The organism is Blautia sp. 1033sp1_1033st1_G9_1033SCRN_220408, from assembly GCF_040929965.1.
Classification (GTDB): domain Bacteria; phylum Bacillota; class Clostridia; order Lachnospirales; family Lachnospiraceae; genus Blautia_A; species Blautia_A ammoniilytica.
The window spans coordinates 163,159-184,043 of sequence record NZ_JBFKZO010000004.1; the positions used below are offsets into that span (position 1 = coordinate 163,159).

Consider the following 20,885-nt stretch of genomic DNA (forward strand, 5'->3'; position numbering starts at 1 on the left):
AAAACAACTGGAAAGGAAAGCCATGCAATGGTATACTTGCAGTAGCAAACGGAGATCGTATTAGCAGAAAAATGGAGAGATGTATATGAAAAAACGAAATCAGATTCTGGCTGGAGTATTGGCTGTGCTTCTTGGAGTATCACCTTCTGGAGTGTATGGGGAAGCGTTTTATGATGTGGAAGATGTTGCCGACACAGATGCTGTAGCCCAAGAGATAACAGATGTTCAGGATGAAGAATCGGAACAGCCAGAAGAAGTGACTGCAGGGGAAGAAGGACAGGAAACAGAATTTACCGCTGGTATTAATCCTGAGGCAGAAGAAAATCTGTTTACAGACCATGCAGATACAAATGTACAGGATCCTCAGGAAGGAACTATTCTGGAGTATGTGGAAGAGGAACTGGATTCTCCGCTGATCGTGAACGGAGAACCAGGAGACACAGACGGGATTCATGTATTTTCACTGAAAGAATATGATGGCTCTTATGGCAATCAGTTAGATGGGATGGCGTTGGAAGTTTATAACACATATGTTTCCAACTTATTTGTGAATTACAGCACATTTAACGGAGTTTCTTATGAGTATCAGGCAAGTAAACCAGTTACCTTTGAGGCGAATGTCCAAGATAACCAGCTGGTTCAGGATGAGGCATATGACGAAGCCATACTTCAGGTGCGTGTCAATATGCAGGCAGCACTGGATGCGTTCACCTATGATTATCCAGAAGTATTCTGGATGCGTGGAAGTGGATATTCTTATAGTATCAGTTCTAAAAAACAGAATGGAAAGTATACTGGCGTTATTTCAAAGTTTACTATGAAGCCTTCTCTTGTGGATGGGTATAACACCAACATTACAGATAATATGAATAATTTTCTGAAAAATGCAGATGCTGCAGCTACCCAGATCGCGGCAGACACTAACGGTAAAAGCCTATACGAGAAGGTAAAGGCGATTCATGATTATGTGTGTGAAAAGGCAGTGTATGATGCACAGAACAACTTGAGAGTACATTCTGCAGGACCAATGTTTATCGGGGATGGACATGTAGTATGTGAAGGCTATGCAAAAGCAATGCTGATTCTTTGCAGAAAACTGGGTATTGACTGTGCATGTATTGGCGGTTTTGCAAGGAATAGTTCTGCAAGTTCCGGGGAAGCACATATGTGGAACTATGTAAAGATGGATAATGATACCTGGTATCTGGTAGATGCTACCTGGGATGACCAGTTAAGCGGCATTCGTACGACCTATCTTCTGGCAGGATGGAACAGTAAAGGATTCAATCATAATACACTTCGGGAAGAACGAACTGAAAAGGATACATTTTCATCTCCCACTAAATATACACCCCAGGCGTTTATTTATCCACTGATTTCGGATAACAGTTATCTGACAGATATAATAGGTAAAATATTCCTTTCACAGGCAGCGGCCTCAATGGAATCAGATGCATATGCATATACAGGAAATGCTATCCGGCCAGAGGTGCAAGTTGTTTGTAATGGTAAAGTTTTGGCTAAGGATACTGATTATAGAGTGATTTATAAAGATAATCAGGATATTGGTACAGCAGAAGTGACAATCCATGGAATCGGAGAATATATAGGAAACATAACTATTCGGTTTCAGATATACTGTGGGCATAACAATATGCTGCATACAGAAGGAAAGAAAGCCACCTGTACAGAAGCAGGAAAAGCGGAATACTGGTATTGTAGTGTTTGTGAAAAATATTTCAGTGATGAAGCAGGCACAAAGGAAACAACGCTTGCAGACACAGTGCTTCCTGCCACAGGGCATCAGTTGAATAAGACAGACAGCAAAGCAGCCACCTGTACAGAAGCAGGAAATACTGAGTATTGGACTTGCAATATTTGTGGGAAATATTTCAGTGATGAAGCAGGTACAAATGAGATAAGGTTAGCTGACACTGTGATTCCAGCAACAGGACATCATTATGGAGGATATCAGCTGACTAAGGAAGCAACTGCGCTGGAAGAAGGCATCCGCACAGCATACTGCAGCTGCGGTGCATATGTGACTGTTGCAGTGCCGGCTCTGACACCATCCATAAAGCTGAATGTTTCCAGCCTGCGTCTGCGTGTGAAACAGAAATATACAGTGAAAGTGACAGGTCTTGCTAAGGGAGATTCTGTGGTATCCTGGTCAACCGGAAATAAAAAGATTGCCCGTGTATCACAAAAGGGAGTTGTAACTGGAAAAGCAAGAGGAAATACGATTATTACCATCAGGCTTGCCAGCGGGTATACCAAAAAGATACGGGTATACGTACAAAAGGGAATCGTAAAAACAACGGCTTTAAAGATCAGCAATACACGGCTGATGCTGAAAAAAGGAAGAAGCTATACTCTTCGTACAACGGTAGCTCCGGTAACTTCTCAGGAAAAAGTAACCTTTAAAAGTTCCAATAGTAAAATTGTATCTGTAAATGCAAAAGGCAAAATATATGCAAAGAAGAAAGGCAAGGCAAGGATCACGGTTCGTTCCGGGAAGAAGAGGCGTGTATGTGTGGTGACTGTGAAGTAGAACAGTTTAGAATGCATTGGAAAATGTAAGCAGAAGTCACTGAAAAAGAGAAATTTTTGGCTATATAGTTTGAAATAATGCGCTGGGAGCAAATGCCTTTCAGCGCATTATCTCAGTCGAGAAGACTCCCAACTCTTTCAGGTGGTGAGTAACAGTAAGTTCGTCTCAGTGGGAGTCCAATCTTCGACTGAGATAAACGCTCCGCGAGGATGCACAGTGATTCTGTAAAGAATATGTCAGCTTACGCTGACCAGAATCACGCGCCAAGTCTCGCAGCTGCTCGACTTGAATACTATTATGAATTGCAATATTTTTCATAATCCCATGGCAGCGAAAAACAACTGGAAAGGAAAGCTATGTAATGGTATACTTATAGTAGCACACAGAGACCGTATTAGCAGAAAAATGGAGAGATGTATATGAAAAAACGAAATCAGATTCTGGCTGGAGTATTGGCTGTGCTTCTTGGAGTATCACCTTCTGGAGTGTATGGGGAAGTGTTTTATGATGTGGAAGATGTTGCCGCCACAGATGCTGTAGCCCAAGAGATAACAGATGTTCAGGATGAAGAATCGGAACAGCCGGAAGAAGTGACTGCAGGGGAAGAAAGTCAGGAGGCGAAATTTACTTCAGGTGTTGATTCGGAGACAGAAGACCACCTGTTTACAGACGGTGCAGATACAAATGCACAGGATCTCCAGGAAGGAACTATTCTGGAGTATGTGGAAGAGGAACTGGCTTCTCCATTGATCGTGAACGGAGAACCAGGAGATATAGATGGGATTCATGTATTTTCACTGGAAGAATATGATGGATCTTATGGCCATCAGTTAGATGGGATGGCGTTGGAAGTCTATAACACATATGTTTCCAATTTGTTTGTGAATTACAGCACATTTAATGGAGTTTCTTATGAGTATCAGGCCAGCAAACCAGTTACTTTTGAGGCGAAGGTCCAAGATAACCAGCTGGTTCAGGATGAGGCATATGACGAAGCCATACTTCAGGTGCGTGTCAATATGCAGGCAGCACTGGATGCGTTCACCTATGATTATCCGGAAGTATTTTGGATGCGTGGAAGTGGCTATTCTTATAGTATCAGTGCTACAGAGCAGAATGGAAAGTATACTGGCATTATTTCAGAGTTTACTATGATGCCTTCTCTGGTGGAGGGTTATAATACTAACATTACAGATAATATGAATAATTTTCTGGAAAATGCAGATGCTGCAGCCGCCCAGATCGCGGCAGACACTAACGGTAAAAGCCTATACGAGAAGGTAAAGGCGATTCATGATTATGTGTGTAAAAAGGCAGTGTATGATGCACAGAACAACTTGAGAGTACATTCTGCAGGACCAATGTTTATCGGGGATGGACATGTAGTATGTGAAGGCTATGCAAAAGCAATGCTGATTCTTTGCAGAAAACTGGGTATTGAATGTGCATGTATTGGCGGTTTTGCAAGGAACAGTTCTGCAAGTTCCGGGGAAGCACATATGTGGAACTATGTAAAGATGGATAATGATACCTGGTATCTGGTAGATGCTACCTGGGATGACCAGTTAAGCGGCATTCGTACGACCTATCTTCTGGCAGGATGGAACAGTAAAGGATTCAATCATAATACACTTCGGGAAGAACGAACTGAAAAGGATACATTTTCATCTCCCACTGAATTTACATCCCAGGCGTTTATTTATCCACTGATTTCGTATAACAGTTATCTGACAGATACAGAAACTTCGCCAGGTCATCAGTTGAGTAAGACAGACAGCAAAGCAGCTACCTGTACAGAAGCAGGAAATACAGCATATTGGTACTGCAGTGTTTGCAAAAAATATTTTAGTGATGAAGATGAAAAAAAGGAAATATCTCTTGCAGACACAGTGATTCCTGCGACAGGTCATCAGTTGAGTAAGACAGAAGGAAAGAAAGCCACCTGTACAGAAGCAGGAAATACAGAATACTGGTACTGCAGTGCTTGTAAAAAATATTTCAGTGATGAAGCAGGTACAAAGGAAACGACGCTTGCAGCCACAGTGGTTCCTGCGACAGGTCATCAGTTAAGCAAGAGGGATAGCAAAGCAGCTACCTGTACAGAAGCAGGAAATACGGAATACTGGTATTGCAGTGTTTGCAAAAAATATTTCAGTGATGAAGCAGGTACAAAGGAAACGACGCTTGCAGCCACAGTGGTTCCTGCGCCAGGTCATCAGTTAAGCAAGAGGGATAGCAAAGCAGCTACCTGTACAGAAGCGGGAAACATAGAGTACTGGAATTGTTCTGTTTGCGGAAAGTATTTTCGTGATAGCGAAGGAAGACAGGAAATATTGCTTGCTGATACAGCAATTCCAGCAGGACATCAGTTGAATAAGAGGGATAGCAAAGCAGCTACTTGTACAGAAGCAGGAAATACAGAATACTGGTACTGCAGTGCTTGCAAAAAATATTTCAGTGATGAAGCAGGCACAAAGGAAACAACGCTTGCAGACACAGTGCTTCCTGCCATCGGGCATCAGTTGAATAAGACAGACAGCAAAGCAGCTACCTGCACAGAAGCAGGAAATACTGAGTATTGGACTTGCAATGCTTGTGGGAAATATTTCAGTGATGAAGCAGGTACAAATGAGACAAGGTTAGCTGACACAGTGATTCCAGCGACAGGACATCATTATGGAGAATATCAGCTGACTAAGGAAGCAACTGCGCTGGAAGAAGGTGTTCGTACAGCTTACTGCAGCTGCGGTGCATATGTGACTGTTACAGTGCCAGCTCTGACTCCATCCATAAAGCTGAATGTTTCCAGCCTGCGTCTGCGTGTGAAACAGAAATATACAGTGAAAGTGACAGGTCTTGCCAAAGGAGACTCTGTGATATCCTGGTCAACCGGAAATAAAAAGATTGCCCGTGTATCACAAAAGGGAGTTGTAACTGGAAAAGCAAGAGGAAATACGATTATTACCATCAGGCTTGCCAGCGGGTATACCAAAAAGATACGAGTATATGTACAAAAAGGAATTGTAAAAACAACGGCTTTAAAGATCAGCAATACACGGCTGACGCTGAAAAAAGGAAGAAGCTATACTCTTCGTACAACGGTAGCTCCGGTAACTTCTCAGGAAAAAGTAACATTTAAAAGTTCCAATAGTAAAGTTGTATCTGTAAATGCAAAAGGCAAAATATATGCAAAGAAGAAAGGCAGGGCAAGGATCACGGTCCGTTCCGGGAAGAAGAGGCGTGTATGTGTGGTGACTGTGGAGTAGAACAGCTTAGATGGCGAAGGCTATGCTACATTCAAAACAGAAGAATTGTAGAGATGTAGCAGATAGTAACGGATTACTAACTCCCAGGCTGATCATCGCATCTTGAACACTTATGCAATGAATTTGTAAATTGCGATTTACTCAATATCATCAATTTCACTGGCAAAATCATATAAATAACGGCTTACACTATGGCGCTCTTTCCAATCTGATGGAATGAGCGCCATTCCACGTTCAATATGACTGGAAATAGCACCTACAATACTTGGCTCGTCACTGAGACGGAAGCCTTCAGTATCCATCTGGAAAATCCAGGAATTCTGCTTGCACCAGCAGTTGACCCTGGGGATCTGGATCTTATCGGAATTTGTAACAAGCACCACATTCAAACTGTCATTTTCTAACAGTGCATCCCCGATATTTCGGAGAGCCTGAGCATAATATCTGTGGTCAACATGAATCGACTGATCGCATAGAAGGCTTAAGCTGGTAGAAATAAAAGGCATCATTGTGCGTCTGATCATGGATTCCAGTCGGAAGATATAGAAAAGGGAGTTTCGGTGGCTGCTGTCCGTGTGATTTGTTTTTTCCCTGAATTTGGAATTAATGTCAAGGCACAGAGCAATCTTGTCTTTGCTCACATGGTTGGCCTTTAGAACCTTCTGCATAAGATCCGGTTCTGCAGCAATAAAAGCAGGAGCGGACAAAATGGCATAAACAGCCCCTCTTTTTCGGAACTGATAAATGTCATTAACAACATTCACAAACTTCAGAAGCTTATAGTTGCGGAATAAATGATGACAATTATCAAGCAGTTTTCTGACCAGATCCTGATGTTTCAGAATTACAGATGAATTTAAGTATACACAGGACTGAGAAATCATCCGCTGGCAAAATTCACTGGCATATGCTTCATCATGGATCATCCAGATGAAAGAGTCAGCTTCTGCAAAGGTAAGCTCTCCGGGAATATTCATGGCTTCAGCCATGTCTAACAGGCTGGAAATAGCTGCACGCTGACCTTCATCATCATCGTAGATCCAGGTAGTGGTTTCTGTTCCTTTGTCGGAACAGATTGGGGTGTCTGCATTTGGATGATTCAGGTTTTTGTGCGTAAGTATTTTGACCAGTGTTGCACGCAGAGAGGTTTCACTTGATAAATCTTCCAGAGGATAAAAAGAAAGAAGTGCATCTTTCAAAGCATAGTTTTCATCTTATGTGTTTAAAGAAATAAAAAAATCAACAACATCTGCAAAATAGATGGATTTTGCAGACAGATTTCTGGAACTGGTTTTCCACTTGCTTACAAGACTGGCATCAATATGAAGTGCCTGTGCCATCTGGACAGTAGGGGTATTTGTGTAATTCATAATATAACCAAAAGCAGACTGATTCCTGGCTCCCATACAACTACCGGTTTTACAGGAAAGACACAGTGGGATCTGCCAAGATGGGATGAAAAGATTCCGCTGACTACGCTGGATATTAACAGTGAATGGATGGAAATTGATCCTAAGATCAAACCAAGACCAGACGAGCCGGTGATTCATAAAAAATTTGTTTCTAACTTCTTTGGTACACATCTTGGAGCAACATTAAATTACCTTGGAGTTGACACAGTGATCGTTATGGGCGCTACTGCAGGTGGCTGCGTAAGACACTCCGTTATGGATTCTACAGGACTTGGATTTAAAACGATTGTTCCGGAAGGATGTGTTGGTGACAGAACACCAGGTGTTATCGAATGGAATATGTTCGATATGGAAGCTAAATTCTGTGATGTTAAAACTGTAGATGAGGTTGTAGAATATCTGCTTGGAATTGATCCATCAGTATATACAAAACATGCCAGAGCTTTAGATCAGAAATAATGGATCTATAACATTGGATAGTTCATAATTGTTGAATAACTGCGCGTCGCATTCTCGTTACTTCAGTGATGAGTTAGACGCGCAATTTTTATAAAAAATATACAGAACAAATGTTTACTTAAAGAAATACATATGGTATAATACAGACATGGAAAAAGATATATTTAATATAAATAAAAATCAACTTTCATATGGTCGAGGATACGTATATTCTCTGCAGTATCATCTGGTTTGGTGTACGAAATACAGGAAGAAAGTATTAAAAGACGGGATCGACCTGGAATGCAAAAAGATGCTGCAGGATCTGGCAGAAGAGTACCGGTTTCAGATCCTGGCAATGGAAGTCATGCCGGATCATATCCACATGCTTGTGGATTGTCGGCCGCAGTTTTATATTTCAGATATGATCAAGATCATGAAAGGGAATCTTGCGCGTCAGATGTTCCTTTTACATCCGGAACTGAAAAAAGAACTGTGGGGAGGACGTTTGTGGAATCCGTCTTATTGTGCCGTCACAGTCAGTGACCGGAGCCGTGAGCAGGTATCTGCCTATATCGAAGGCCAGAAGGAAAAAGAAAAGAGAAAGCTCTGAGTACGGGGGTCATTCCAGAATTGTTTGTTTTTACGGGAAAGGTGGAAGAAGATGCGGACAGTATCCAGCTATGGTGTGGAGATACGAAAACAGAATATCCCGGTCCGTCAAACAATGGAGGTCTATCGTCAGGCAGTTGGTTACCTGACAGAGATCTACGCACAGGTCTGGGAAGAACTGAGGAAGATCCCGGAGACAAAAAAGCGTTTTAATACCGCAGAGCATATGGTACACATGACGAAGAAAAACACAGCCCGGTTTGATTTTGATCTTCGTTTTCCGAAGATGCCGTCTTACCTCCGCAGATCTGCGATCCAGCATGCACTTGGAAGTGTGTCTTCGTATGAAACCCGGCTGGGGCAGTGGAAAGAACAAGAGCCCGGAGTGCTGTCTGGAAGGCCGAAACTTACCTGCAAGAATCATGCCATGCCGGTCTTTTACCGGGATGTGATGTACCGTGAAGGAGCAGAAGGAAAAGATGAAGCATATCTGAAACTGTACGACGGGCATGACTGGAAATGGTTCCGTGTATATTTAAAACGTACCGATATGGCATACCTTCGCAGGAACTGGAAAGGAAAGAAGGCATCGGCCCCTACGTTGGAAAAGAGACACCGCCGGTATTTCCTGCGTTTTTCCTATACAGAAGAAGTAACACTGACGAAAACACCGGTAAAAGAACAGATCATCTGCAGTGTGGATCTGGGGATCAATACCGATGCGGTCTGTATTATCATGCGCTCAGACGGAACTGTCCTGGGTAGGAAGTTTATCGACTTTCCCAGTGAAAAAGACCGGATATACCGCATACTGGGACGGATCCGGAGATCCCAGAGGGAACATGGCTCAGCGCAGGCATGTGGAAGATGGGCGTATGCCAGACGTCTGAACACAGAACTTGCCAGGAAGATCGCCGGGGCAGTTACCGCTTATGCAGAAGAGAACCATGCGGATGTAATCGTATTTGAGTATCTGGAGATGAAAGGAAAGATATCAGGGAATAAGAAACAGAAGCTGCATCTGTGGAGAAAACGGGATATCCAGAAGCGCTGTGAGCATCAGGCGCACAGGAAAGGGGTGCATGTATCCAGGACCTGTGCGTGGAATACCAGCCGTCTGGCATATGATGGGTCTGGGATAGTCCTGCGAGATGGAAAGAACCATAGTCTGTGTACCTTTTCAACAGGAAAAAGATATAACTGTGACCTGTCGGCTTCTTATAATATCGGGGCGAGATATTTTATCCGAGAACTTTTAAAACCCCTTCCGGCAACGGAAAGGTCTTTACTGGAGGCAAAAGTCCCTTCTGTAAAGCGTAGGACCTTATGTGTTTATGCTGACTTAAGAGAACTTCATCTGCAAATGGAGATCTTAAAAACAGCATAAACACAGGCAGATATACAGCGGATTACCTGTAATGTGGGAACCTGCCGTATCCGGCATGGAAAAAGCACATAACTGTGCAGACCTAAGTTACAGGCGTATCCGCCGATATTCAGTCTGACGCCTAAAGCGTCTGGAAGCACGTGACTTTAGCCATGTGAGGTTCACAGATTTTGACAATGTGATCAGCATTTACATCGAAGCTCCACGTAAAAACTGTGTGGAATCCATCATGAAAAAGCTGCAGGTTTCGGAGCCGGAAGCTCATGAGCTGATCAGCAAAACAGATAAATACAGAGCAGATTATTATGAGTATTATACAAGAGGCGGCTACTGGACAAACCTGGTGAATTACGACCTTACATTAAACAGCGCAAGAGTAGGCCGTGAAAAATGTGTGGATGTGATAGAGGATTACTTAAAAATCCGATTTGATTTGTAATACCAAATACAAAGAAAAATGTCAGGCAGTTTAAAAACAGAGGAGATACTTGAGGAGAGTATTTTCTCTGTTTTTTTATCGAATATGAGGAATACTGTGTAGAAAAAACTTTTGTGGTACTGTGAAAAAGAGTATAATGGTGTAGATTGGATGGTTAGAGAATCAAGATACCATATATTCTCACAGAATCTTTATGTACGAGGGGAAAAGTGAATGAGGAAAAAAATCAATACATATGTTATGCTTGGTGCATTCGTCATCCTTATTGCAATATTTTGTGCAGGGAATTATTCGGCATTGAAAGAGGAAAATGAATGGCAGCAGCAGATGGAGGACTACGAAGAAGATTATAAGAAGGCGGTAGAGGCCGTTCATGCGGAAAATTATGCTACGGCAGTTGATTTATTGGAAAAAATACCTGAGGATCTTAGGCAAACTGTATCTGTGGGGCGTTTGGACAGTGTTCCTAGATGTCTTGCAAATGTAAAATATGTTCGGGCATATGCAAAGTATTGTGAGAACATAGCGTCTGGTGAAGATATAGATAGTCAATACTGGGTTATATCCAGGCTTCCCAGTGAGACGGCTGAGTATAATGGAGACTTGGCTGAAGAAATGCAAGAGACAAAAAAGCTTGTTCAGGAACGCTATGAGGCTGAAAAGCGGCGCAAAGAAAAAGAGGAGGAAGAACGGTACAAAGAAGAAATCCGAAAGGATCAGCCATTCCGGGGGATGGAACAGAGGTATATATCTATCACTAAGTGGGGACCTTATGATCGGAGGACGGAGGAAAATTACAGAGAGAATGGAGAAGTGAAGAAGCAGGTTACCTATACCTGGAGGAATATTGGCGGAAGTGTATACTCGGCAGTGTGCAGGGATGGTGAGGTGGTGGACCTGATACGATATGTAAGCAGTTCCTCAAACAGCTATAGTGGAAACTCAAGAGGATATTCATCCTCCGGAAGCTCTTCGTCCGGCAAGAGTGGGAATTCCTCACGAAAAGACGAGTATGACGTATATGATTATGATGATCCTGAGGACTTTTACTACGATCATGAAGATGAATTCGACAGCTTTGAGGATGCGGAAGATTACTGGGATGAAGCTCAATAAATAGAAGAATGGGTATGGTTATTTTGAAATTTGCAGAATAGCCGTATCCATCTTTTTTATTATACAAAATATTTCGGTCTATTTTTTTATATATAAAATATTCCAATCTATTTTTTCCTTGACAATATAAAAAAGTATGATATACTTTGATAATCAAAATATTTTGAAATAAAAACAAATTAGGCTAAGAGACAAACAGCAGGTTGATGCTTAGTAAGGCAGAAAAAGCAACACAACCAAGCAGTAAAACAATTCAATTGCAAAATAACGAAACAGTAAAACAGGAATAATCATTATGACAGGAAGAATAACAGGAACAGGCTCCTGGGTTCCGGAACACATATTGGATAATGATGCATTATCCAATATGGTGGACACAAATGATCAGTGGATCCGTGAGCGGACAGGAGTGGAAAGACGACATATTGTATGGCAGGAGACAACTGCCAGGATGGCTGCAAAGGCAGCACAAAGAGCACTGGAGCAGGCCCAAGTGGATCCGGAAGAAGTTGATCTGATCCTTGTGGCAACCATTTCAGGTAATGAGATTCTTCCCTGTACAGCTTGCAGTGTGCAGGAGATGCTGGGGGCAGTTCGAGCCACCTGTTTTGACCTGAACAGTGCATGTACAGGATTTCTTTTTGCACTGAACACAGCACAGGCATATCTGAATAGCGGCATCTACCGGAATGCGCTTGTGATCGGGGCAGAAAGCCTTTCCAATCTTACCAATTGGAAGGATCGGGGAACCTGTATTTTATTTGGAGATGGTGCAGGGGCAGTTTTCCTGGAGGCAGATGAGAAGAGCAGATATGCACAGGTCACTCATTCAGAAGGGGAGAAGGGCAGAGCCCTCACCTGCAGCAGCAGAAACCAAAAGCAGTATGTGGAACATCCGGATGCGCAGGAAACCTACATGGAGATGGATGGCAGAGAGGTATTTAAGTTTGCTGTGTCTTGTGTGCCACAGGTGATCCGGGAGCTTTTGGAAAAGGAAAAGCTTTCTGGGGAAGAGATAAGATTTTATATTTTGCATCAGGCTAATATAAGAATTATTCAGTCTGTGGCAAAAAGACTTGGAGAAGCTGAAGAAAAATTTCCTGTAAATATTCAGGAATATGGCAATACTTCCGGGGCAAGCGTCCCTATTCTTTTGGATGAACTGAATCGAAAAGGATGTTTCAAGGCAGGAGATAAGCTGGTCTTGGCGGCTTTTGGAGCCGGACTGTCTTATGGAGCAAGCCTGCTGGAGTGGAAATAAAAAATAACGAGGAGAAAAGAACATGTTAGAAAGAATTAAAGAAATCGTAGCAGAATCACTGGGAACAGAGGCAGGAACATTAACAGAGAGCACGTCCTTTAAAGAGGATCTGGGAGCTGATTCACTGGATCTTTTTGAAATGGTTATGGCTCTGGAAGAGGAATTTAATGTGGAGATTCCTACAGAAGACCTGGAAGGAATCCAGACAATCGGAGATGTGGAAGCTTATATCCAGAACCGGGAAAAGTAAGAAGCAGTATTGCAAAAGTAAGAAATAGTACTTGAAAAGTAAGAAATAGTACTTGAAAAGTAAGAGGCAATATTGAAAAAAGTAAACAGTATTGTGAAAGCAAAGGACAGTGTTATGAAAACAAAAGTTACAGATTTACTTGATATACAATACCCCATTATACAGGGGGGAATGGCCTGGGTGGCCGAGCATCATCTGGCAGCCGCTGTATCAGAGGCAGGAGGCTTCGGTATTATTGGAGCAGCCAATGCACCGGCACAGTGGGTGCGGGAGCAGATCCGGCTGGCAAAAGAGAAAACAGATAAACCATTCGGGGTAAATGTAATGCTGATGAGCCCTTATGCAGATGAGGTTGCGCAGGTGATCGCAGAAGAGGGTGTAAAAGCAGTTACCACAGGTGCCGGAAATCCGGAAAAATATATGGAGATGTGGAAAAAAGCAGGGATCCGCGTGATCCCGGTAGTTGCCTCTGTGGCACTGGCAAAACGTATGGAGCGGTGTGGGGCAGATGCAGTGGTAGCCGAAGGATGTGAGTCCGGAGGCCATGTGGGAGAGACAACCACCATGGCACTGGTGCCCCAGGTAGCAGATGGGGTACAAATCCCGGTGATCGCAGCAGGCGGTATCGGTGACGGCCGTGGGATCGCAGCAGCATTTATGCTGGGAGCACAGGCAGTACAGATGGGCACCTGTTTTGTAGCAACAACCGAATGCCAGGTGCATCAGAATTATAAAGATATGATCCTGAAAGCAAAAGATATAGATACAAGAGTGACCGGACGTACTACAGGGCATCCGGTGCGGGCACTGAGAAATCAGATGACCAGAGAATATCTGAAAAAAGAGGCTGAGGGCGCACCTTTCGAGGAACTGGAGCAGCTTACACTGGGAGGCTTACGAAGAGCAGTAACAGAGGGAGATGTGAAAAACGGAAGCGTTATGTCCGGACAGATCGCAGGACTTATAAAAGAAGAAATGAGCTGCAAGGATTTGATCCAAAAGCTGATGAAGGAGACGGAAACTCTTTTGAAAGGAACTGCAGTTTATGAGTAGGATCGCATTTATATTTCCCGGCCAGGGAGTTCAGAAAGCAGGAATGGGAAAAGATTTTTATGAAAAATATCCGGCTTCTGCCAGGGTATTTGAACAGGTGTCCCACTGGCTGGATCTGGACATGCCACAGCTTTGCTTTGAAGAAAATGATAAACTGGATCTTACCGAATATACACAGGCAGCACTTTTAACAGCCTGTCTTGCTATGGAAAAAGCAACAGAAGAATATGGCCTGATCCCGGAGGTAACGGCAGGCTTAAGCCTGGGGGAATATTGCGCCATTGAAGCAACTGGCGGAATCAGCCTGAAGGATGCAGCTGTAACTGTACGTAAGAGGGGAATCCTTATGGAACAGGCAGTTCCTGCAGGAAAGGGAAGCATGGCGGCAGTGCTTGGTCTGACCGGACCGGAGATCGAAAAAGTGATAGAAAAGATAGATGGAGTGGAGATTGCCAATTATAACTGTCCCGGACAAATTGTGATCACTGGGGAAAAGGCAGCAGTGGAAATAGCGGCAGCGCAGTTGAAAACTGCAGGGGCAAGGAGAGTCCTTCCTTTAAAAGTCAGCGGCCCTTTTCACTCATCTATGATGGAAGCGGCAGGCAGGAAACTGGAAAAGGTACTTGAGACTACAGAAATCCAATCTCTAAAGATCCCTTATGTGACAAATGTTACGGCAAAGTATGTAACAGACCCTGCACAGATCCGTCCGCTGCTGGCCAGACAGATTTCCTCTTCCGTCCGCTGGCAGCAAAGTGTGGAGCAGATGATCAGTGCCGGGATCGATACCTTTGTGGAGATCGGACCAGGCAGGACGCTTACCGGTTTTATAAAAAAGATAGATAAAAATGTAAGGACCTTTAATATACAGACAGTAGAAGATCTGGAAAAAACAGCAGCAGAGATATGACGATAACAGAAATGTAACAGAGATGAAAATCTGATAGAAGCACAGATATGACAGATACAGGAATCTAATAAAAGCACAGACATGACAGATACAGAAATCTGACAGGAGGACAAAAAATGACCGGAAAAAGAGTTGCCCTTGTAACCGGTGCATCCAGGGGAATCGGGCGTGCCATTGCCTTACGGCTGGCAGCAGAAGGATGCTATGTGGTTATCAATTATAATGGCTCAAAGGAAAAAGCAGAAGAAGTGCAGCAGGAGATCCTGCAGGCAGGAGGCCAGGCCCATATTTATCAGTGTAATGTAGCTGATTTTCAGGCTTGTGGTGAAATGTTTAAAGATACGATCAGTAAAATGGGACATCTTGATATTCTGGTCAATAATGCAGGAATCACAAAGGATGGCCTTTTGATGGGAATGAGTGAAGAAGATTTTTCAAAGGTAGTGGATACCAATCTAAAAGGAACATTTTATTGTATCCGCCATGCTGCCAGAAATATGATCAAACAGAAAAAAGGCAGGATCATCAATTTAAGTTCTATTGTGGGTATTTCAGGAAATGCAGGCCAGGCGAATTATGCTGCATCTAAGGCAGGGGTGATCGGACTGACAAAATCAGCTGCAAAGGAGCTGGCATCCAGGGGAATTACTGTAAATGCAATCGCTCCCGGATTTATCTGCACAGACATGACCCAGGTTCTGCCGGAGCAGGTGAAGGAAAAAATCTGGGCGCAGATTCCTATGGGCGGATTTGGCGATCCCCAGGATGTGGCAGCAGCAGCGGCTTTTTTTGCATCAGAGGAAGCCGGTTATATTACCGGACAGGTGCTGATGGTTGACGGCGGAATGGCAATGTAGGAAAAGTGAGGACAAACATATATGAAACGTAGAGTAGTGGTCACAGGACTTGGCGCAGTAACACCTCTTGGAAATGATGCAGAATCCTTCTGGGAAGGTATCAAAGCCGGAAAAGTGGGGATCCAGAGCATTACAAGATTTGATACAACAGATTATAAAGTGAAGGTGGCTGCAGAGGTAAAGGGGTTTGAACCTGAAAAATATATGGATTTTAAGGCTGCAAAAAGAATGGAATTATTTTCAAAATACGGAGTAGCAGCTGCAAAAGAAGCACTGGCGGATTCCGGGATCTGCATGGAACAGGAGGATCCATACCGGGTAGGTGTGATCGTAGGATCCGGTGTGGGAAGCCTGCAGGCTATGACAGCTTCTCAGCAAAGGCTTTCCCAAAGAGGACCTTCTAAGGTGGATCCGCTTTTTGTTCCCAAAATGATCAGCAACATGGCTGCCGGAAATATTTCCATTGCCATCGGGGCAAAAGGTAAGTGTACCAATGTGGTCACTGCCTGTGCATCAGGAAGCCACTGCATTGGGGATGCTTTTCGGGCGATCCAGTATGGGGATGCAGAGGTGATCCTGGCAGGTGGCACAGAGGGATGTATCTGTCCTTTGGGAGTTGCCGGATTTACCAGTCTGACTGCATTAAGCACATCTTCAGATCCTTTTCGGGCTTCCATTCCATTTGATAAAGACCGTGCTGGCTTTGTAATGGGAGAAGGAGCAGGGATCGTAGTTTTGGAAGAACTGGAGCATGCCAAGAAAAGAGGTGCCCACATTCTGGCAGAGGTTGTGGGATATGGTGCTACCGCAGATGCTTTCCATATCACTTCTCCAGCGGAAGACGGAGCAGGCGCTGCAAGGGCGATGGAGGATGCTATGCATGAGGCTGGGATCGAACCGGAAGAGGTGGATTATATCAATGCACACGGCACAGGCACCCATTACAATGATCTGTTTGAAACAAGAGCCATTAAAGCTGCGTTTAAAGAGGCTGCATATAAAGTAAAGATCAATTCTACCAAGTCAATGACAGGGCATCTTTTAGGTGCTGCCGGCGGTGTGGAATTTATTGTATGTGTAAAATCAATTCTGGATGGTTTTATCCACCAGACAGTTGGAACAAAAGAAACAGAAGAGGAACTGGATCTGGATTATTGTATTGATGCACCGGTTCAGACTCAGGTTCGGTATGCTATGAGCAACTCTCTTGGATTCGGAGGCCACAATGCTTCTCTTCTGGTAAAACGCTATGAGGAGGAATGATCATGGAATTTGAACAGATACTGCAGCTTATCGACAAAATAGACGCCGCAGGAGTATCATCCTTTGAATATGAAAACAATGGACAAAAAATGTCCGTTAAATGGGATAGAGATAAAAAAGAAACCGTATACAGTGCAGCTCCTGTACCGGAAAAGGCAGCTATTTTGGAGAAGGAAGCAGAAACCGGAAATCTGGTAACATCACCTTTGGTTGGTACATTTTATGCGGCTCCTTCCCAGGATAGCCAGCCTTTTGTGAAAAAAGGGGATACAGTGAAAAAAGGCCAGGTGCTTGCCATTGTTGAGGCAATGAAGCTGATGAATGAGATTGAAAGTGAATTTGAAGGAATTGTGGCAGAAGTTTTGGTTGAAAACGGACAGGCGGTAGAATATGGTACCCCTCTGTTCAGAATCGAGGAAGCATGAATTATTTAGATACAAAGCAGATACAGCAGATCATTCCACACAGACATCCCTTTCTTCTGGTGGATTATATTGAAGATTATGAACCAGGGGAATTTGCGGTAGGATATAAATGCGTAACCTACAGAGAGGACTTTTTTAAAGGCCATTTTCCACAGGAACCTGTAATGCCAGGGGTGCTGATCCTGGAAGCATTGGCACAGACCGGCGCTGTTGCCATCCTGTCAAAGCCGGAAAACCAGGGGAAAATCGCCTATTTCGGAGGCCTTGATAAGTGTCGCTTTAAGACGAAGGTGCGTCCCGGAGACAAGCTGCGTCTGGAAACCAGGATCGTGAAGCAGAAAGGCCCGCTTGGAGTGGGAGAAGCAGTTGCAACCGTAGACGGGAAGATTGCTGTTAAAGCACAGCTTACATTTATGGTGGGGTAAAATATGATACGAAAATTGCTGGTGGCAAACCGGGGAGAGATTGCAGTAAGGATCATCCGCGCCTGCAGAGAATTGGGGATTGAGAGCGTAGCGGTTTATTCAGAGGCGGACAAGGATAGTCTTCATGCTCAGCTTGCTGATCAGGCAGTCTGCATAGGACCTGGTCCTTCAACGGAAAGCTATCTGAATATGGAAAGCATTATCAGTGCTACAATGACAACCGGCGCAGATGCCATACATCCAGGCTTTGGGTTTTTATCTGAAAATGCCCGTTTCGCACAAATATGTGAAAAGTGCGGCATTATCTTTGTAGGGCCTCCCTCTTCTGTGATCCGCAGTCTTGGAAACAAGCAGGAAGCCAGAAACACCATGGAAGCAGCCGGTGTTCCGGTGATTCCTGGGACGAAGGGGGCAGTTCTGGATATTGACGCAGGAAAAAAGGAAGCTGACAGGATTGGTTATCCGGTGATCATCAAGGCTGCCCTTGGCGGTGGCGGCAAGGGTATGCGCACAGCCTTTTCACCGGAAGAGTTTGAAAAAGCTTTCCTGACTGCAAAGAAAGAAGCGCAGATGGCCTTTGGGGACGGAACCATGTACATAGAGCATTTTGTGGAAAAGCCAAGACATATAGAATTTCAGATCCTTGCAGACCAGCAGGGAAATGTGATCCATCTTGGGGAAAGGGACTGTTCCATACAGCGGAATCATCAAAAGATGATCGAGGAATCGCCCTCTGCAGCTGTATCGGACAAGCTTCGCAGGAAGATGGGAAAAGCAGCTGTGAAGGCTGCAAAGGCAGCACATTATGTGAATGCAGGAACCATAGAATTCCTTCTGGAAAAGGATGAGAACTTTTATTTTATGGAAATGAATACCAGGATACAGGTAGAGCATCCGGTAACAGAGTGGGTCACTGGCATGGATCTGGTAAAGGAACAAATCCGTATCGCTTCCGGTCTGCCGCTTCAGGTCAGCCAGAAGGATGTACATGTACAGGGGCATGCTATTGAATGCAGGATCAATGCGGAAAACCCGGAGAAGAATTTCAGGCCTTCTCCCGGCACCATTTCAGATCTTCATTTTCCTGGCGGCCAGGGAATCCGTGTGGATACAGGTATTTATCCAGGATATACAGTACCGCCTTATTATGATTCCATGCTTGCAAAGTTGATCGTTCATGGAAGAACAAGAGAAGAGGCTATTGCCAAAATGAAAAGCGCATTGGGAGAAGTGGTGATCCAGGGAGTGGATACAAACATTGACTATCAGTTTGAAATCCTCAGTCATCCGGATTTCCAGAGCGGTAATTTTAATGTTGGATTTTTAAGTACCCATGAAATCGGGGGAGTGAAAGTAAATGAAATTTAACTGTACATTTAAACGGACAGTTGGCCGTAGCAGCCTGACAGCAGAAACAGTAAAGCCGGAGGTTCCGGAAGGACTTCTGAAAAAATGTAATGTATGTAAGTCGGCGGTGTTTGTGGAAGAGGTAAAGGACAACGATTATATATGCCCCCATTGCGGCAATTATTTTCGTGTTCATGCCTGGAGAAGAGTCCAGCAGATCGCAGATCCAGGGACTTTTGAAGAATGGGATGCAGGTTTGCCCCAGGAGAATCCGCTTCATTACAAGGGATATAAAGAGAAAATTGAAGGTCTTCAGGAAAAAACAGGACTGGATGAAGCCATCCTTACCGGTAAGGCAGAAATTGACGGAAATCCCACAGTGCTTGGAGTCTGTGACAGCAGGTTTATGATGGCAAGCATGGGAAGTGTAGTAGGAGAAAAAATCACCCGGGCAGTGGAGAGGGCTACCAGGGAACGGCTCTCCGTAGTGATTTTTGCCTGCTCCGGCGGAGCACGTATGCAGGAAGGTATTGTGTCCCTGATGCAGATGGCAAAAACATCAGCAGCACTGAAACGGCACAGTGATGCCGGCCTTCTTTATATCAGTGTGCTTACAAATCCTACTACTGGTGGTGTTACGGCAAGCTTTGCCATGGAGGGAGATATTATTCTGGCAGAGCCGGGAGCGTTGATCGGCTTTGCAGGACCAAGAGTGATCCGGCAGACCATCGGACAGAAATTGCCCAAGGGATTTCAAAAGGCTGAATTTCTCCTGGAGCATGGTTTCTTAGATGGGATCGTTGATCGAAAACAGATGAAAGCTACACTTTCACGTCTGCTGTCCATGCATCAGCATCAGGATACAAAAAGCGTATATCAGGGAAAAAAAGTTCTGAAAGAAGAAAAGCTTCAGGATAAAAGTGCCTGGGAGCGTGTGCAGCTTGCAAGGGATAAGGAACGTCCAACAGGGAAAGATTATCTTGCACTGTTATTTGATGAATTTACGGAACTGCATGGAGACAGACGATATGGAGATGATCCTGCCGTGATCGGAGGAATAGGGCGTTTTCATGGAAATCCTGTGACAGTGATCATCCAGGAAAAAGGGCAGGGAACAAAAGACAGTATTGCCAGAAACTTTGGGATGGTTTCACCGGAAGGATATCGTAAATCCCTGCGTTTGATGAAGCAGGCAGAGAAGTTCAAAAGACCTGTGATCTGTTTCGTGGATACTCCGGGAGCATTCTGCGGGATGGAGGCTGAAGAACGGGGGCAAGGGCAGGCGATTGCAGAAAACATTTATGAATTATCTGCTCTTAAGGTACCTGTTCTGTCCATTGTGATCGGAGAAGGGGGAAGCGGCGGAGCTTTGGCTCTTGCTGTGGCTGATCAGGTATGGATGTTGGAAAATTCCATCTATTCTGTCCTTTCCCCGGAAGGCTTTGCTTCAATTTTGTGGAAGGATGCAGGAAAAGCCAGGGAAGCAGCCCAGGTGATGCGGCTTACTGCCGGGGATCTGAAAAAGCTTGGTATTGTGGAGCATGTTTTTTCTGAAAAGGAGCCTCTTACACGAGCCAATATGACAGACATGGGAGAGAAAATGGACCAGGCGATTGGTACATTCCTTACATTGTACGAGAAAATGGATCCAGAGGAGCTTTTGGAAAAACGGTATAACAGATTTCGTAAAATGTAGATGAAATCCGGAAAGCAGACGGAAATCGGAAAGCAGACAGAAATCGTAAAGCAGACAGAAACTCAAACCACAAATGCTGCGGAAATTCAAATTCAAATTTACGAATCCAAATGTCACGGAAACACATGGTGCAAAAATCCCCGGTTTATGCTATACTGTGTACACTTGAACAACAAC

Annotated in this window: 18 protein-coding genes; 17 read left to right on the forward strand and 1 reads right to left on the reverse strand. The window is 44.1% G+C overall.

Annotation, left to right across the window (positions count from 1 at the left end; all coding sequences use genetic code 11):
* Window positions 1-85: 85 nt before the first annotated feature.
* Together AB5916_RS04990 and AB5916_RS04995 are read left to right on the forward strand one after the other, a co-directional pair.
* On the forward strand, window positions 86-2,551 hold the full coding sequence (locus AB5916_RS04990) for a transglutaminase domain-containing protein (RefSeq protein WP_368189546.1): 2,466 nt from the start codon (window positions 86-88) through the stop codon (window positions 2,549-2,551).
* 419 nt (window positions 2,552-2,970) lie between these two features.
* The gene (locus AB5916_RS04995) at window positions 2,971-5,817 is read left to right on the forward strand and encodes a transglutaminase domain-containing protein (RefSeq protein WP_368189548.1); all 2,847 of its coding nucleotides are present in this window, start codon (window positions 2,971-2,973) and stop codon (window positions 5,815-5,817) included.
* Window positions 5,818-5,954: 137 nt separating this feature from the next.
* Here AB5916_RS04995 and AB5916_RS05000 read toward each other — a convergent pair whose 3' ends face one another.
* Window positions 5,955-7,016, reverse strand: coding sequence for a hypothetical protein (locus tag AB5916_RS05000; protein WP_368189549.1), 1,062 nt, complete (start codon window positions 7,014-7,016; stop codon window positions 5,955-5,957).
* A gap of 123 nt (window positions 7,017-7,139) precedes the next feature.
* On the opposite strand from AB5916_RS05000, the gene AB5916_RS05005 reads away from it, so the two are divergent.
* The 15 genes from AB5916_RS05005 (at window position 7,140) to AB5916_RS05075 (ending at window position 20,708) form a co-directional block, all read left to right on the forward strand.
* Window positions 7,140-7,688 carry an isochorismatase family protein gene (locus AB5916_RS05005; protein WP_368189551.1) on the forward strand — a complete coding sequence of 183 codons (549 nt, stop codon included), beginning with the start codon at window positions 7,140-7,142 and terminating at the stop codon, window positions 7,686-7,688.
* Between the two features lie 148 nt (window positions 7,689-7,836).
* Window positions 7,837-8,280: an IS200/IS605 family transposase gene (gene tnpA / locus AB5916_RS05010; RefSeq protein ID WP_158422937.1), complete on the forward strand. Its 444-nt coding sequence runs from the start codon at window positions 7,837-7,839 to the stop codon at window positions 8,278-8,280.
* Window positions 8,281-8,331: 51 nt separating this feature from the next.
* The gene (locus tag AB5916_RS05015) at window positions 8,332-9,666 is read left to right on the forward strand and encodes an IS200/IS605 family accessory protein TnpB-related protein (RefSeq protein WP_368189553.1); all 1,335 of its coding nucleotides are present in this window, start codon (window positions 8,332-8,334) and stop codon (window positions 9,664-9,666) included.
* A 154-nt stretch (window positions 9,667-9,820) separates the two neighbouring features.
* On the forward strand, window positions 9,821-10,105 hold the full coding sequence (locus AB5916_RS05020; RefSeq protein ID WP_262583450.1) for an AAA family ATPase: 285 nt from the start codon (window positions 9,821-9,823) through the stop codon (window positions 10,103-10,105).
* A 213-nt stretch (window positions 10,106-10,318) separates the two neighbouring features.
* Window positions 10,319-11,221, forward strand: coding sequence for a hypothetical protein (locus AB5916_RS05025; protein ID WP_368189555.1), 903 nt, complete (start codon window positions 10,319-10,321; stop codon window positions 11,219-11,221).
* A gap of 295 nt (window positions 11,222-11,516) precedes the next feature.
* A complete protein-coding gene (locus tag AB5916_RS05030) occupies window positions 11,517-12,482 on the forward strand; it encodes a beta-ketoacyl-ACP synthase III (protein ID WP_368189557.1) in 966 nt (321 codons plus the stop codon).
* 22 nt (window positions 12,483-12,504) lie between these two features.
* Window positions 12,505-12,732, forward strand: a complete 228-nt coding sequence (acpP, locus tag AB5916_RS05035; RefSeq protein ID WP_158421887.1) for an acyl carrier protein — start codon at window positions 12,505-12,507, stop codon at window positions 12,730-12,732.
* A 72-nt stretch (window positions 12,733-12,804) separates the two neighbouring features.
* Window positions 12,805-13,785: an enoyl-[acyl-carrier-protein] reductase FabK gene (gene fabK / locus AB5916_RS05040; protein ID WP_262582830.1), complete on the forward strand. Its 981-nt coding sequence runs from the start codon at window positions 12,805-12,807 to the stop codon at window positions 13,783-13,785.
* The gene (gene fabD, locus AB5916_RS05045) at window positions 13,778-14,695 is read left to right on the forward strand and encodes an ACP S-malonyltransferase (protein ID WP_368189560.1); all 918 of its coding nucleotides are present in this window, start codon (window positions 13,778-13,780) and stop codon (window positions 14,693-14,695) included. Before fabK ends, fabD begins: the two co-directional genes overlap by 8 nt.
* A gap of 116 nt (window positions 14,696-14,811) precedes the next feature.
* Complete coding sequence (gene fabG, locus AB5916_RS05050; protein ID WP_368189562.1) at window positions 14,812-15,552, forward strand: 3-oxoacyl-[acyl-carrier-protein] reductase; 741 nt, start codon at window positions 14,812-14,814, stop codon at window positions 15,550-15,552.
* Window positions 15,553-15,573: 21 nt separating this feature from the next.
* A complete protein-coding gene (gene fabF / locus AB5916_RS05055; RefSeq protein ID WP_368189563.1) occupies window positions 15,574-16,815 on the forward strand; it encodes a beta-ketoacyl-ACP synthase II in 1,242 nt (413 codons plus the stop codon).
* 2 nt (window positions 16,816-16,817) lie between these two features.
* Window positions 16,818-17,240, forward strand: coding sequence for an acetyl-CoA carboxylase biotin carboxyl carrier protein (gene accB / locus AB5916_RS05060; RefSeq protein ID WP_368189565.1), 423 nt, complete (start codon window positions 16,818-16,820; stop codon window positions 17,238-17,240).
* Window positions 17,237-17,665 (forward strand): 3-hydroxyacyl-ACP dehydratase FabZ, encoded by a 429-nt coding sequence (gene fabZ / locus AB5916_RS05065; RefSeq protein ID WP_158421892.1) that lies wholly within the window; start codon window positions 17,237-17,239, stop codon window positions 17,663-17,665. Before accB ends, fabZ begins: the two co-directional genes overlap by 4 nt.
* Before the next feature lie 3 nt (window positions 17,666-17,668).
* Window positions 17,669-19,033 (forward strand): acetyl-CoA carboxylase biotin carboxylase subunit, encoded by a 1,365-nt coding sequence (locus AB5916_RS05070; RefSeq protein WP_173728556.1) that lies wholly within the window; start codon window positions 17,669-17,671, stop codon window positions 19,031-19,033.
* Window positions 19,023-20,708 (forward strand): acetyl-CoA carboxylase carboxyltransferase subunit alpha, encoded by a 1,686-nt coding sequence (locus AB5916_RS05075; protein WP_368189567.1) that lies wholly within the window; start codon window positions 19,023-19,025, stop codon window positions 20,706-20,708. The genes AB5916_RS05070 and AB5916_RS05075 overlap by 11 nt, the downstream gene beginning before the upstream one ends.
* Window positions 20,709-20,885: the final 177 nt, after the last annotated feature.